General features: G+C 49.1%; 15 protein-coding genes. 8 read left to right on the top strand and 7 right to left on the bottom strand.

The window, feature by feature from the left end; translation table 11 throughout:
- Positions 1-92: 92 nt before the first annotated feature.
- Both C4B57_04790 and C4B57_04785 read left to right on the top strand, forming a co-directional pair.
- Complete coding sequence (locus C4B57_04790) at positions 93-1,826, top strand: hypothetical protein (protein ID PXF54928.1); 1,734 nt, start codon at positions 93-95, stop codon at positions 1,824-1,826.
- Between the two features lie 743 nt (positions 1,827-2,569).
- Positions 2,570-3,931 carry a two-component system response regulator gene (locus C4B57_04785; protein ID PXF55008.1) on the top strand — a complete coding sequence of 454 codons (1,362 nt, stop codon included), beginning with the start codon at positions 2,570-2,572 and terminating at the stop codon, positions 3,929-3,931.
- 149 nt (positions 3,932-4,080) lie between these two features.
- Here the strand turns inward: C4B57_04785 and C4B57_04780 are convergent, their stop codons facing one another.
- Entirely contained in the window at positions 4,081-4,560 is a 480-nt protein-coding gene (locus tag C4B57_04780) for a hypothetical protein (protein PXF54927.1), read from the bottom strand.
- A gap of 14 nt (positions 4,561-4,574) precedes the next feature.
- On the opposite strand from C4B57_04780, the gene C4B57_04775 reads away from it, so the two are divergent.
- On the top strand, positions 4,575-5,258 hold the full coding sequence (locus C4B57_04775) for a dephospho-CoA kinase (protein ID PXF54926.1): 684 nt from the start codon (positions 4,575-4,577) through the stop codon (positions 5,256-5,258).
- A gap of 65 nt (positions 5,259-5,323) precedes the next feature.
- Here the strand turns inward: C4B57_04775 and C4B57_04770 are convergent, their stop codons facing one another.
- On the bottom strand, positions 5,324-5,527 hold the full coding sequence (locus C4B57_04770; protein PXF54925.1) for a hypothetical protein: 204 nt from the start codon (positions 5,525-5,527) through the stop codon (positions 5,324-5,326).
- 351 nt (positions 5,528-5,878) lie between these two features.
- Here C4B57_04770 and C4B57_04765 point away from each other — a divergent pair, with 351 nt between their 5' ends.
- Positions 5,879-6,316 (top strand): IS200/IS605 family transposase, encoded by a 438-nt coding sequence (locus tag C4B57_04765; protein PXF54924.1) that lies wholly within the window; start codon positions 5,879-5,881, stop codon positions 6,314-6,316.
- 331 nt (positions 6,317-6,647) lie between these two features.
- Positions 6,648-7,019, top strand: coding sequence for a hypothetical protein (locus C4B57_04760; protein PXF54923.1), 372 nt, complete (start codon positions 6,648-6,650; stop codon positions 7,017-7,019).
- Between the two features lie 233 nt (positions 7,020-7,252).
- Here C4B57_04760 and C4B57_04755 read toward each other — a convergent pair whose 3' ends face one another.
- The gene (locus C4B57_04755) at positions 7,253-7,960 is read right to left on the bottom strand and encodes a hypothetical protein (protein ID PXF54922.1); all 708 of its coding nucleotides are present in this window, start codon (positions 7,958-7,960) and stop codon (positions 7,253-7,255) included.
- Complete coding sequence (locus tag C4B57_04750) at positions 7,957-8,481, bottom strand: cytochrome C554 (protein PXF54921.1); 525 nt, start codon at positions 8,479-8,481, stop codon at positions 7,957-7,959. Before C4B57_04750 ends, C4B57_04755 begins: the two co-directional genes overlap by 4 nt.
- Positions 8,482-8,791: 310 nt before the next feature.
- Here C4B57_04750 and C4B57_04745 point away from each other — a divergent pair, with 310 nt between their 5' ends.
- From C4B57_04745 to C4B57_04735, 3 genes are read left to right on the top strand one after another with little or no spacing between them, the layout of a single operon-like run.
- Complete coding sequence (locus C4B57_04745; protein ID PXF54920.1) at positions 8,792-9,529, top strand: hypothetical protein; 738 nt, start codon at positions 8,792-8,794, stop codon at positions 9,527-9,529.
- A 6-nt stretch (positions 9,530-9,535) separates the two neighbouring features.
- Complete coding sequence (locus tag C4B57_04740; GenBank protein PXF54919.1) at positions 9,536-10,708, top strand: NADH-dependent alcohol dehydrogenase; 1,173 nt, start codon at positions 9,536-9,538, stop codon at positions 10,706-10,708.
- Positions 10,709-10,718: 10 nt separating this feature from the next.
- Positions 10,719-11,384 carry a hypothetical protein gene (locus C4B57_04735; GenBank protein ID PXF54918.1) on the top strand — a complete coding sequence of 222 codons (666 nt, stop codon included), beginning with the start codon at positions 10,719-10,721 and terminating at the stop codon, positions 11,382-11,384.
- Positions 11,385-11,395: 11 nt separating this feature from the next.
- Here the strand turns inward: C4B57_04735 and C4B57_04730 are convergent, their stop codons facing one another.
- From C4B57_04730 to C4B57_04720, 3 genes are all read right to left on the bottom strand, one after another.
- Complete coding sequence (locus C4B57_04730) at positions 11,396-13,285, bottom strand: hypothetical protein (GenBank protein PXF54917.1); 1,890 nt, start codon at positions 13,283-13,285, stop codon at positions 11,396-11,398.
- Between the two features lie 145 nt (positions 13,286-13,430).
- Positions 13,431-13,628: a hypothetical protein gene (locus C4B57_04725; protein ID PXF54916.1), complete on the bottom strand. Its 198-nt coding sequence runs from the start codon at positions 13,626-13,628 to the stop codon at positions 13,431-13,433.
- Positions 13,629-13,710: 82 nt separating this feature from the next.
- Positions 13,711-14,730: a thiamine biosynthesis protein gene (locus C4B57_04720; GenBank protein PXF54915.1), complete on the bottom strand. Its 1,020-nt coding sequence runs from the start codon at positions 14,728-14,730 to the stop codon at positions 13,711-13,713.
- Between the last annotated feature and the right edge of the window lie 14 nt (positions 14,731-14,744).

Here is a 14,744-nt window from a genome sequence, read left to right as displayed (position 1 = left end):
AGGGTTCAGGGTTCAGGGTTGACAACCTTTGAACCCTGAACGTAGAACCGCTCAACCCAGGTAACAGCTTGTTCTTTTGAGACAAATTGAGCATGAACGAGAAAAGGAAAACCACTGACTCAATGGAGTCTCCCGGATCGGGCCGGCGATTTCTCCAGCCCTTGGCCGTAGCCTCAGCGTGTCTCGTTTTCGTTTGCCTCTTTATTATTATGGGGTCCATGAATCTCAAGAGGGTTGATGAAACTCTAATCGCACTCATGGAGGACAAAGGCCTCGTCATTATAAAAAACGTTCAGCGGGTTGCCGAAGGATACTTCCGGCAATTGATGCAGACACAGCAGGCCGTTTTTGACCCTGAGACAGGTGCTCCCGTGACCGAAGAAGCTTTTTCTGTGCAGGAATCATTTCTCATGGAACTGACGGAACTGGCCGGGGAGATTGATGTCAAATGGGAGACAAACCGCCTCGACCACAAGCAACTCACATCCTTGATAAATGAAGAGAGTCTTTGGCTCATCGCCTTTTTGGATGAAGAGGGAAACACTGTTTTCAAGAACAGGTCAATTCCCAAAAGGATTCTGAGTCTCGCCGAGCCAGTGGTCCGGGGATACGAGAGATTCAAAATAAACGTTTTTACCCGATCCGGGGATACGGAAGGGTTAGGCTTCGTTGCCCTTTGCCGGAAATCCGGAAAGGGTACGATCATCATGTGTATGGATGAAGAGGGCTTTCGATCCAGGAGCTTAAGCTTTTCAATTCAAAAGGCCATTGAGGAGATTGCTCAAGATTCGGACATAGCCTATCTGTTCATGACAGATGAACGGGGCAGAATTCTGGGCCTGTCGGGAGAACTGCCGGAAAGCCGAAAACAAGAACTTCGAATGGGAAGCTCTCCCGCAGTCGCAGCCACTGTAATCACCAGTAAAATCGTATTGAAGGGGCATAAGCTGCTGGAAGTTGAGGCACCAGTCCTCATCGGCCAATACAAGGGCACGATGCGATTGGGCCTTTCGGCAGATGTTGCTCGTCAGATTCTCAGGAAAAACCGGGGCGGTATTTTTATTTCTGTGGCCTTCATGGTGTTCATTACACTTTTCTCCATGTGGTTCCTTTACAAGAACCAAACCAGGCACCTGTACAGAATCCGCCAAATGGAAAGACGGGTCCATCAGGCCGAAAGGCTTTCGGCACTTGGCCGTCTTGCCGCGGGGGTAGCCCATGAGATTCGGAATCCGCTGAACGCCATCAGCATGGCAATCCAAAGGCTTCAAGCAGACAGTCCCAATAAGCTAACGGACGTGATCCGGGACGAGATCAGAAGGCTCAACAATATTATTGAAGAATTCCTCAGCATTTCGAGAAGCCGAAGGCTGGAATTCAAGCGCCACGATCTGGCGGAACTTCTTGAGCAGATTGTGCTTGTTGTACGCGATGAGGCCGAATCAAGGAGGATCGAGATTAAGACCTGGTGGCAGGACACGCCTCTGATGGTTTTCATGGACCTGGATAAGATGAAACAGGCCCTGTTTAATATCATCAATAATGCCATGGAATCCATCTCCGGCGAGGGCTCAGTCACTGTTTCCGCGGGACGGGAGGGCAAAGATTCAGTAATTGTCAAGGTTTCTGATACGGGTTCCGGCCTGGGCCCTGATGAAATAGAGCATATTTTTGATCTTGATTACACGACCAAGGACAAGGGTCTGGGCCTGGGTCTTGCCCTTGCTTACGAGATTATTCAGGGTCATGGCGGCGAGATCCGCGTCGCCAGCCACCCCGGTGAGGGAACAGTATTTGAAATTGTACTTCCTTTTGAGCAGCGATAAAAGAGATAATCATTCTTAGATGTTTTTGTAACCGTTCACGGGTTCAGGGTTCATCGTTCACAGCGGATACGTCCGGATACATAGCTGTAAGCCTTGAATCCAGTTAGAAAAAGGTAAATATCCGGTGAACCCGTTATTTCCTGCCTTGAAGCGGTTGCCTTTTTCCGGGTTTCAAAGCTCACTCATTGCAGACCGGAGAGGCAGTGCAATTTGGCCCGCGGTTGAAACCCTGCAAAAGGCAAACCGCTCCTGCGGCAGGGTGCGGACGGCAACCGTTCACTGGCAGGGGATATTTCTCTGAACGGTTTAACGGAAAGTTCCCGTAGTTTTCTTGGCTTTTGCTATGGGGGAAACCGCATCGCCTTAAGCGTAGCGTAAGGCGAATGCGGAGGGGGCAGGACATCCCCCGTGTCAAAAGCCTTAGAAAACGAGGGGCTGAAGTGTTAAGTGAAAAGAAATATCCCCTGCCAGTGAACGGTCTGCGCAGTGGACTTAAACTGATCACAGGGTGCTTCTTCTGGAAACGATTTGCGTTAGCCCTGTAGTTTTCTTGGCCTTTGTAAGCATGGGAAACCCCGGCTCCGGAGCGCAGCGAAGGAGAACGGGGAGGGTCCCATGCTCACAAAGGCCTCAGAAAACAAGGGGCGAGAGCATGTTGGAAGAAGAAGTACCCTGTGATCAGTTACCAATGGACCACGGAGGGGTTCATAAGAATATTTACAGAAAAAGGAAGGAACCGGCCCATGGGAAAATTAAGTACTTTGGTAGTGGAAGATGGTCAATCGCAGAGGGAAATCCTGCGAGACTTCCTGAGGGACGAGGGATATGACGTTGTAGAGGCAGAGAACGGGAATAAAGCTATTGAGGCGGTAAAAAATGGTTATTTTGATTTGGTACTCCTTGATTATAAGATGCCTGAAAAGGATGGAATAACGGTGCTTGAGGAGGTCAAAGATATAAACGCCGAGATAGATGTGATAATGATGACTGCCTATGGGAGCGTCGACACGGCCGTAAGGGCCATGAAGGCAGGTGCGGCTGATTACATCACCAAGCCTATCGAATTGGAGGAACTGCGTATCCTGATAGGCCGGATTGCTGAACGACAGACACTCAGGAAAGAAAATGAGATTCTACGTGAGGAGTTGAGAAGGGAAGGAGTTACCACAGATCAGATCATTTTTAAGAGCGCTGCCATGAGTGAAGTCGTCAACCTCTCTGGCAGGGTGGCAAATAGCAGTGCAACAGTATTAATACAGGGGGAAAGTGGTACAGGAAAGGAGCTCCTTGCCAGGCTCATCCATAATCTCAGTCCCCGTTCGCAGAGGCCCATGATCGTCGTGAACTGTGCGGCTCTGTCTGAAAACCTGTTGGAAAGTGAGCTTTTCGGTCATGAGAAAGGGGCCTTTACAGGGGCTTCTCGAAGGAGAATCGGACGATTCGAAGAGGCGGACGGAGGGACGCTTTTCTTGGATGAGATCGGTGAGCTTTCTCCATCGGTTCAGGTGAAGCTTCTTCGATTTCTGCAGGAACGGGAGTTTCAGCGCGTTGGAGGGAACCGGACGATCCGGTCTGACGTTCGAATTATCAGCGCAACCAATCGGAATCTGCAGGGAGAAGTAAAGGACGGGACGTTTAGAGAGGACCTTTATTACAGGCTGAATGTGGTCACAATTGCAGTTCCGCCATTGAGGGAAAGAAAGGAGGACCTATCTCCACTGATAGACCATTTTTTGAATCGCTTTGCCGTTGGGAATGGAAAAGAGATCCGGGGAATCAGTTCCGAGGCAAGGGACCTTCTCCTAAGATATGATTATCCGGGTAATGTAAGAGAACTGAAAAACATTATCGAACGGGCCTTTGTGATCACCAGGGGGCCGGTTATAACGAGCCGGGATCTTCCCTTTTCCAGAAGCTCCGTACATCTTCATATGAGTAATGTAAAGACTTGGAGGTCGCTGAGAGAATCTGTGGAAGACTTGGAGTGCAGAATGATCCGGAGGGCCTTGCAGGAAACTGCAAATCATCAGACCAAGGCGGCAAACCTCCTTGGCATCAGTGAACGTATGCTGCGATACAAGCTCAAAAAATACGGGCTTAAATGACCGCGTTATCAAAGCAGACCAAATTGAGGCCGGATCAATGTAAGGCCTTTTTGTCTACTGCAATGCAATTAGGATTAATCTCGGGACGTCTATAGCGGTCATGACCTAATTATATGAAAGGGCCCACCTGGCCCTGGTTCTTACGGATTTCACCCTCCTTCCGCACATGCATTCATGGCGGCCATGATATCCAGCATGGATGCGGCCTTTACCTCTGAAATAGTGGCATTAAGAACAAAAGATTTCCCTGCTGACGGGTGATTGAAGTCTGCTAACACGTAATCCTCGTGCAGTTCTTTCAGATAGAACCTGATTGGTTTCCCATTCGGACCGGACTCTTCGTAGTATTCCCCTTCCTTCAACTGTTCGGAACGATCAAGATCAGAGATGGGAATCTTTTTAACCAGGCGCTGGTCATAGGGACCAAAGGCCTGCTCAGGCGGTATGTTCACCTGGATCTCATCTTCCTGCTCATGGCCGATCAACGCCTTTTCAAGGGCGGGTAAGACGCGATCTCTGCCGTACAGAAACCGGCAGGTAAAGGGTCTTTTGAGATCCTCTGGTGTTTCACCATCTTTTACAGTTACTGTATAATTGACAGTGACAACTGTGTCTCTATCGACTTTCATCCATTTCTCCTGTAATGAGTTGTGATATGGCTTCGATACCACTACACTCAAACATACTATCCAAAAAATGTAAATTTTGCAAAAGATCCTCTAACTGGCCTGCCGGAGTCATTGGTCTTACCGGGGGAATAGCCTCTGGGAAAAGCACCGTGGGAAGGATGCTATCTGAGCAGGATTTCCCGGTCATCGACACGGACAGGCTTGCCAAAGAGGTTGTGGAGCCCGGAAAACCAGCCCTGGAGGAGCTTGTCAGGGCCTTTGGAAGAGAAATTTTAACGGGCAACAAGACCCTTGACAGGCGACGAATGCTGGAGGTGATATTGACTGACGCTGACGCCCGGCAGCTTGCAGAAAAGATTATTCATCCCCGTGTATTTAAAAGAATGGATCAGATACTTCAGCATCTGGCTGCTTCAGGAGACAATATCGTAATAGTGGAAGTGCCTCTACTCTTTGAGGCAGGCTGGCAGGACATGTTTGACTATGTAGTCACAGTCCTGACACATGAGTCACTTTGTGTCAAACGCCTGATCAAATGCAAGGAGATATCCCGCGACACGGCTTATAAATGGATAGCTATTCAGATTCCTCAGGAAGTAAAGGCCGGGAGGTCTGATTACGTAATCCACAATAATGCAGGATTAGATGAGCTGCGGATCAAGGTAAATGACCTGGCAAAGGTATTAAGACATCTGTAACTGATCATCCCAAATTATGCACTTCAAGCACCGAACAATAAGGAACAAATAGAAAAATCAGTAAGTTATGGTGTATTGTCCAGTTTGGAATGTTCACCCAAAAGGTGCATTCCACCGGAGTTAAAAATTGTTCGGTATTTGAAGCCACAAGGGGCAGCCAATTTTACCAAATCTGCTTTGTTGTCAGGCACTTGAAGTACAAAAGTACGTCTGCGTGCCTTCCGCCTCGCATCTTTGGCAAACTTGGCTGCTGCATAATTCGGGATCATAGTAGGGAAGGGGGTGTGCCGGCACAACACCCCTTTACGGGCGGCGCATACGTATCCTGTGATCAGGTGCAAAACAGCTGAATTCCAAAACATCGGGCAATCGAGGGAGGAAATGAGACTTTTATAACACTCGCCCAAAAAACGCTTGACAATTGATATCACTTTATATAGGGAAAGTAATAAAGATTTCAGTCGCATAAGGAGGGGGAAGGATGAGAGACAAAACGTGGCGGACTCTGGGAATAGCAGTATTTATTTTTCCATGCGCCAGGTCTAAAACCTTCGCCTTTCAGGCGAAAGGCTTCAGCAGTTAAGGGATCGTGGTAAACTTGCTCATGGGAGGTTATCGCCATAAGCAAAGAATATCGCAAGGGGCCTCACACGATCTATGATATCCAGTATCATTTCGTATGGGTTACGAAATATCGTTATCATGTTTTGAAAGGAGAAGTGGCTTTTAGAACCAGGGAGATAATCCGTCAGACTTGTGAGGCCCGCAATATTACAATTCTTAATGGTCATGTTAGCAGGGATCATGTTCATCTGCATGTTTCATGTCCTCCAGAACTTGCTCCGAGCAAGATAGTTCAATATGTGAAAGGACGAAGTTCTCGACTGATTCAGCAAGAATTTCCGCATTTGCGTAAGAGATATTGGGGAAGGCATCTTTGGGCTCGCGGCTATTTTTGTGCAACAGTTGGGAATGTTACAGAAAAAATGATAGCCGCTTATATTGCAAGCCAAGAAAAGGCGAGCCCTAAAGAGGCCTTCACTATTGCTAATGACTAAAGATTGAACCATGTTAGACTTTCAGTCGTATAAGAAATCTACCTGCTTTCAGCAGGTAGTGGTTTAATCCTGAACTTTACTGCTCTTTCCTGAAATTCTCCCTCCACCTTTTTTGAGTACTGCTGTTGTCAGAGACAATCTGCCAGCCTCGTTGTTCGAATTTTATACCCCATAAATAATCTGCGCTGTTGCCGTCTCAATCCTGGCTATGGTGGTATTTTTACCCATAGCTTGAGAAAAGACGATCACAGCTTGCCTCTGAAGGCTCAAAAGAGCCTCCTGTGCTGCGTCACAAAATTCGCCTGCGCTTATATGAAATATCCAGGAAGTAATGAATATCTTTGAAGAGACCCCGGAAGTGGTGGATACTGACTGGTACATGGAAGACAGGCAGACCAGAATCAACCTTGTTGTTGACAAGGAAAAGGCGGCCCTTCACGGGATCAGTGCCTCCATTTCAGGCACCGGGATGTTCTTTGTGATCCCAAGGATATTCCTGGGTTTGTTGAATTTTTTCCTGGAATGCTTTATCAGGCCAGCGAATTTTGTCTCCCTTAAAGGCAAAACCGAGAAAAGCGATCTGATTCGTCGGTGCAACACTGCTTTTATCCTCATTGAGTTTGAGTCTGCGCTCAAGAAATCTCCGGACACTGCGCATCACTCTTTCACCTGCACGTTGACTTTTCACCAAAATGATGGGTGAGATTCCCCCGGGCTACTCACCTCATTGTTACCGGCAAATCAAAACGAGTGCTGGAAGAAAAAGTCAAACCAGCGCAGGAAGCTGCACATCACGCCATCAAAAGAGGGAGTCCTCGCCCTCATTCTAAAGGTGGGAACGATAATCAGAAAACACGTCAGCGCCCCGATACCGGTCATGATTAAAAAGCTCAACCAAGTTTGACTTGTTTTTGATCATCACGGCTTTGCTCTATGTCAAGGGTTGACCCCCTCCTGGATTCCGAAATAGTAAGCAGGTCGTCTTGGATCATTGCTCTCCACCCGGAACTTGAGGAGTCTAAAATGTTCTGCGGGCCGGACTAAATGAAGCGGCAGATGCAAGTTCTTGCCTGGAGGTATTGTAAGCGGTTGTGCCCACAGGATTGTCCGGCCGTCTCGAGATACTATGCGGCGGATTTCAAGGGGTTTCTGTCCACGGTTAGTAAGGAAGAGCGAAAAATTAGCAAGGCTCCCTGATGGCCCGGATGGTACGACCACCCGGCTATGTGGCAAGAATAGAAGGGGGGCAGGCCGGGCTATGACGTTGCCGTTGATTTTAAGAAGAAGATCAGGGTTTGTCGGGTCATCGGACTCGATAGAGATTGTTTTTTTAAACGGGCCGGGCCGGCCAGCCGTCCTATAGGTAACCTTGATCCGGGTCTTTTCGCCGGGAGAGAGACATCGCTTCCCTACCATGGCGGCGGTGCAGCCGCATGAGGTGTGAACATTTTTTATATGAAGGTCTTCATCTCCGGTATTTCGGATTTCAAAAGCAGTGGTGGCTGGCGGGCCCTCCTGCAAGTCTCCAAAGCTATGCTGATGGGGCTGAACCTCAATAATCGGCGAGCATAAGGCGTTTATGGGCAAAACAAGCCATAGGAAAAGAAAGGGGGCCATGATGGCCTTTTTGGACACGGTTTTCATTTTTCCCTCCTTTTGTCTTCTGAGATGTTGTGAATCCTTAAGGATTTTGTATCATATTCAAAATTTAGGCTTTGTTCCAGGGTATGGCATTGACGGCAGATCTTGATATCTGGCCGGGGAAAAGGGATTTTCTTTTCCGGGTCTTGACTGTGTTTATATCCGGGGCCGTGGCACGCCTCACATTGTACACCCCCGAGCTCAGGGGTAACCTCAACATCTAAGAATCCTTCCGCGTTGCCGGCACCGGTGGTATGGCACCGGAGGCAGTCTGAAACTGTCTCGTGACCGGTCCTGATGAGGTCTTTTAAGGCGCGGGCATGAGGTGTTTCCTGCCAGCTAAGGACAATGGCCCTATGACAAGATCTGCATGCCTCAAATGTGGCAAAAAAGGCTGACGACCCGGCCATGGCTATCCCTTGGAGGACCGGAACCAGCAGGATGAATGCAGATATAACCATAACCGCTGCCTTCCGAATATCATGATCCTTTGCGGCAGATCTTTGGAGATTGAGCAAAAACATTTAAAGGCTCTATGATTCGCTTAAGATTTGCTTGCTTACAGCAACTAAAAGGACATATAAGACCTTGAACTCCTTCTTCAGTTCCTCTACCAAGGTCCCGAGCTGTTCACTGGTCAACAGATCAGTGTCAAGAAAGAGGATATTCACAATTACTACTTTTTCCAAACCCCGGCAATATCCCAACTGAGTTAATTCGTTTTATCAAATCCAGTCTAAGGCGAGCTTTTTGGACGCAACTTATCTTGAGATAAAGTGCAGAAAATCGTATAAGTATATGGCAACAAAATAATCGTCAGAAAAGGAGTAAATCATGAGAGCCAGACCCTGTTTCATTTGCCGGTTTTTTTTGAGATCCCTGTCCGGGGCCATGTGGATCAGTGTCTTTGCAGGTCTTATTGCATATCCTTATGGATCGGCTGCAAAGGCGGCAGGACCTGGGAAAGTCATTGAAAATGCCATGACTGTGCTGGCTGAAATCAAGAATGTGCCAGAGGGAGGCATTCCGGAGGAGCTTCTGACAAGATGCAAGGGGCTTGCGATATTTCCCTCTGTCTACAAAGGGGGATTTGTTGTCGGAGCCGGTTACGGAAAAGGCCTGATGGTTGTCAGAGATCCCAAGACAGGAAACTGGCGCGGTCCTGCCTTTTTACGAATCGGGAGCGGGAGTTTTGGCTGGCAGATCGGGGTTCAGGCCACTGACCTGATCCTGGTGATAATGAATCAAAGGGGGGTAAATGCCTTTTTCAAAAACAACCTTACGCTGGGTGGAGATATTTCAGTAGCCGCCGGTCCTGTCGGCAGGAAGCTGAAGGCAGGAACCGACGCGACTCTCCAGGCCGAGATATATTCCTACTCAAGGAGTAAGGGTTTTTTTGCAGGCCTGTCCCTTGAGGGAGCATACCTGCATCATGATTACAAGACCGACGAGGCCTTCTACGGACAGGCCCTGACTCCGGGAGAGATACTGTCGCGGGGTATGGTCTCTGTCCCAGAGCAAGGCCGGAGGTTTCTTGACTTTCTCGACAAAAATTGCCCAAAAGCCAGGTAAGAGAACATGGATAATTTTGAATATCAGAATTCCACCCGTATAATCTTTGGAAAAGGTGAAGTCAGCAAAATAGGCAGGGTGGTGAGGCCCTTTGGAAGCAATGTCTTGCTGGTAACCGGCAGGGAAAGCCTGAAAAAGAGCGGTCTTTATCAAAAAGTAAAAGACCGGCTGGAGGAAGAAATAATCAGTGTCGTGGATCTCGACGGAGTCCGGTCCAATCCCCTGCTCTCAAGGGTCCGTGACGGCATCAGGATGGCAAAGGACTATGGGATTCAGGCCGTCCTTGGCATCGGCGGCGGGAGTGTCATGGACACTGCAAAGGCGGTTGCCGCAGGTGCGGTTATGGAACAAGGAGACGTGTGGGACTTTTTTACAGGGGAGAGGACCGTTGAAAAGGCCCTTCCTGTGATTACCGTTCCGACGCTGGCGGCTTCCGGCTCTGAAATGAACGGGTTTATGGTCATTACGGACGAAGAGAGCAGGCACAAGCTGGCTGCCGGTTCCCTTCACCTTTATCCGAGGGTTTCCATTCTCGATCCAACGACCACTTATACTGTATCTGCAGACTATACGGCCTATGGGGGAGTGGATGCCGTATGTCACCTCCTTGAGCCGTACTTCAATGGTCCGGACCCCAATACCCCTCTGCAGGACCGGATGGCCGAGGGACTTATCAGGACCATCATGGATACCACCGAAGCCTGTATCAAGTCCCCTGAGGATTATGAGAGCAGGGCTACCATGATGTGGGCGTCATCCCTTGCCCTTTGCGGCCTGACCAAGGCCGGTGTCGGAGACCATCATTTTCCGGTACATCTGATAGAGCATGCAGTCAGCGCACTGTTTTCAGTGGCTCACGGAGAGGGTCTCGCAGCCCTCTTGCCCGGCTGGATGACCTGGTGGGCCCAGGACCATCCGGAAAAAACGGCCCAGCTTGGAGAGCGTATCTGGGGTATATCCGGAAAGGATGCCTCAGAAAAATCAGAGGCCTGTATAGATGCCCTGAGATCATGGTTTGATAATATCGGTTGCCCAAAGAATCTTTCTGATATCGGGATAAAGACCGGGGACCATGAAAGACTGGCGGAAAATGCCGTGTTTCAGGCAGAGATCTGGGGGATGTCCGGCACCTATTCAGTTGAGAATATCAAGAATGTTTTGGCCTATTGCCAGGGCTGAGCTTTAATTAATGGCTGAAAGAAAACTTCGCCCTTTCAGACTGGCAGTCTTTCAGGAGGCAGGCTCAGGAAAACATAAGGTGGCCGGGATAGAGGCCTATGGCCGGAACATCACAATAGAACGAGTCTCTGATATTCCTTCCGGCCTGCCAGAGATCATTGACGAGCCTGAAGAGTTTATCTCTGCCGATTTTAAAGGCGACCTGATCCTCAATTTTCTCAGGCACCCGGACCTGTCTGAGTATCTTGTCAAGATCTGTAACGCCAGGGGAATACCGGTAATAGCCTCGGGGCAGCACATACCGGGAGCCATCTGTCCTTTTACGTGTTGCGGCCTCGGGCGCAGGAAGGGTCTTGGTGCCTATGGAGAGCAGTTCGGCCTGCCTGAGTATGATGCCGAGATAAAAAACGGCCGCATAAAAGGACTTCATGTAAAGCGAGGAGCTTCGTGCGGTGCCACCTGGCAGGTCATTCCCAGGATGATCGGGGTGCCTGTGGATGAAGCGCCAAGTACCATTGGAAGGGAGATCCAGTATCTCTGCAAGGCCGATCCCTCGGCCTTTGATCCCGTATCAGGCAAGAGCCCCCTGCACTTTGCGGGTAAGGTACACATGACCGCGCTGAAAAAGGCCTTAACCGTTCAAAAGAAAAGCAACCATGAACCTCTGAACCTCTGAACCGTTACCATTTAAATTCTTGCGACCATCTTGATAGATGCCCTCTTGCGCAGGTCTTTCAGCCAGTCCTCAAAGAGGGTCTGCTGCTTCTGCTTAAGTATTCGCTTGGTTACGGCATCTTTTTGTGCTGGAAAGCCGGCAATATCCGCATCTTTATTTTCCTTGAGGGCCAGGATGTAGAAACTGTTTTTGCTCTCAACTACCTCGTCAGGATAGACCTTTCCTTTGCACAATGAGAGTCCAGCCCGGGCAACAGCCTGGGGCAATTTGCCTTTGGCGGTCTTGTCTGTCCGTTTAAAAAGGCCTGTCTGCCGGACCTCGAGCCCCCTGTCCCTGGCGGCAGCCTCAAGACCTTGTTCCTTTGCCGCCTCAAGTAGTTTTTGGGCCTTCATGCGACACAGATCTTTTGCCTTTTCCCGGACATAGTCCTTTTTTACCTGCCCTTTCACCTCTTCCAGGGATGGCAGATAAGGTGCCTTCTTCTCGAGTACTTCGGCTATAAGGATACCCTGACGTACCTGGAGCAAAGAACTCAGCTCGCCGGAATTCAGGGCAAACAGAGTCTTCAGTAATTCCGGATCTCCACCTGCCACGGCAGGCGGTTTATTTTGGCTGAAGAGCCCGGTGGTCCCCAGCTCAATTTCATGTTGCTTTGCATATGCACTGAGACTTCCCAGTTCAATTATCTCGTCATATGCCTCATTGGCACGATCCCATATCATGTCTTTCGCTTTTTGGGTCTTGAGCCTGGTGACGATAGAGTTTTTTACCTCGGCCAGGGATTTTACCCTGCCCGGCTCTATCTTTTCAAGCTTGATAATGTGCCAGCCGAAACGGGTCAGCACCGGCTTGCTGACCTCACCTTCCTTCATGGAGAATACAGCCTCCTTAAAGGGTTTTACCATCATGCCCCTGCCAAAAAAACCAAGATCTCCGCCATTTCTGGCGCTCCCGGCATCCTCGGAATTTTCCCTGGCCAGTTTTGCAAAGTCTTCGCCCTTTTCGATCCGGTCACGAATCTTTTCCGCCTTTTTTCGGATTTCTTCTGTATTATCTTCATCAGAGTTCCTGGATACCTTGAGCAATATGTGTCTTGCACGCCTTTGTTCCTTAACTTCATATTCATCCCTGTGATCCTGGTAGTAGGCCTCTATCTCAGAATCCGTCACGTTGGCATTATCAATATCATCGGACTCTTTAAGGAGCAGATAGCGCAGATTTATCTGGGGCTCTGTCATGTAGTTCTCACTATGTGATTCGTGCCAGAAGGCCAAGTCCTGTTTCGTGGCATTTACTTCTTTTTCGCATTCTGATGCATCAATTGATACATAGGAGAGGTTGATCTCCTCGTTTTCGAACATATAGTGCTCTCTGGCCTCTGCCTCAGTCACAGTGAGTCCGGAGAAAAGAAGGGTCTTCAACTTATCCGTGAGTATCTGCTGCCTGACCTTCGCCTCAAAGATGGCGGGTGTCAACCTGGCCCCTCTCAGAGACCTTTCATACAATCTCTGGTCAAAGATTCCGTTGCGTTTAAATGCGGGAATGCCGATGATGGCATTTTGTACCTCTGAGTCGCTCACCGATATGCCCGCTTTATCGGCTTCCTGGCGGATCAATACCTCGTTTATAAGGCCGTCAAGGACCTGCTTTTTGATGTCTATCTGGCTCAAAAGACCTTCAGGGATCTGCCCGCCAAACATTTGCTTGTAGCTGTCCAGCAAGTTGGCATAAGCAAGGCGGTAGGACTCCATGAGGATATCTTCATCATTCACTATGGCCACGACATTGAGCCTCTGGGAACGGAAGCTCCCCACGCCCCAAAAAATAAATACTATTACAATAACTCCGAGTATGATTTTAATCAGCCAGGAGCCTGTATTCTTCCGAATTGTGCTTAGCATCGATTATAAAATTCCTTTCTGATTTCGCTAAAAAATCCGATCCGCGGCGTACAAATTGTAACCGTTCACGGAGTTACAACGCCCGTTGTAAATATTCGGTGAACCCGTTATATCCTGCCTTGAAGCGGTTACCTTTTTCCGGGTTTCAAAGCTCACTTATCGCAGACCGGAGAGGCAGTGCAATCCGGCCCGCGATCGAAACCCTGCAAAAGGCAAACCGCTCCTGCGGCAGGGCACGGATGGCAACTTCCACAGTGGACCACGGGTTCACCGGATATTTACCGCCCCTTTTACCGCAACCCACCGAGCTGTAGGCGTTCACAGGGTGCTGCAGATGCAGCACCCTGTGAACGCCTACAACAAATTAAAGTCTTTTTACGATAATGACAACAAGTTTAGGTACGCAACCTTGAGGAATCTGCCGACTACATTCTATATCTATTTATAGTTTCATCTGAGACCGGCGCGGTTCTGATAATTTCAATCTCTCCGGTTCCCTGGTTTGACAGTTTAATCTCTTCCGGATATTTTTTTACCTTTGTATACCGGCACAGGATGCCTGCTGCAATATCTGCATAAGCGGCAGTGCTTACCTTCCGCCAGAGCCCGGTTGGCCCGGGGCCTGATGCCGGACGGAGGATGATGTCCTCTTCTTTGATAAAGGATACGATCCTTGCATTCTCCTTTTTGTCTCTCCCGATTACCAGCCACGATCTGTCAGGCAGGACAAAGTGTCTTCCTATCCTGGAAAGGACGCAGTCATCAACATCAAGCCCCGGCCAAAGTTCGAACATACGCCTGAATCTCCTGGACAGTATGGGATCGGCAAGTACACATCCACCGGCAGGAGCCGGATATTCCTTTATTCCATATCTGCCGGCAAGGGCAATCTGGTCTTTTCGTCCTCTGCCGGTCAGTCCCAGCAGCCTTGACCTGTCAACCAGACCCTTATTTTCTGCTTCCGTTGGCCGGAGATGGAGGGCTGACAGGGGACGTAAAAGCAGTCCGTCGGCACCGCTGTCCCGCTCTATTATCCTGAGGGCGTCCTTGCGCTGGGACATGGGCCTTTGGCCGAGGATCTCTCCTGTGGCTATAAAGGATGCATTGAATTCCTCCAGCCTTTCCATGGCCTTTCTGACCATCAAGATCTTGCAGTCAATACAGGGATTCATGTATTTTCCATAGCCATGCTCCGGGTTCTTTAACATCTCAAGATACTCATCGGAGATATCTATTTCCTCGAATTGTATTCCAGGGCAGGCAGGCACCTCCTTCTTTTCGGCCCCTTCTTGTCCCCTGAGTCTATTGCCGAAAAACGGTGCAATAAAATAAAGGGCTATAACACGGATCCCCATATCCTGAAGGATTTTACAGGCAAGGATGCTGTCAAGACCGCCGGAATAAAGTACAAGGCATGCGGGGGAATTCGGTGATTCGGTGATCATGTTGGTTTGAAATA

Source organism: Deltaproteobacteria bacterium (genome assembly GCA_003194485.1).
In the GTDB taxonomy this organism is placed as follows: domain Bacteria; phylum Desulfobacterota; class Dissulfuribacteria; order Dissulfuribacterales; family UBA3076; genus UBA3076.
The sequence above is the reverse complement of the archived record's forward strand: the minus strand, read 5'-3'. Positions and strand labels throughout refer to the sequence as shown.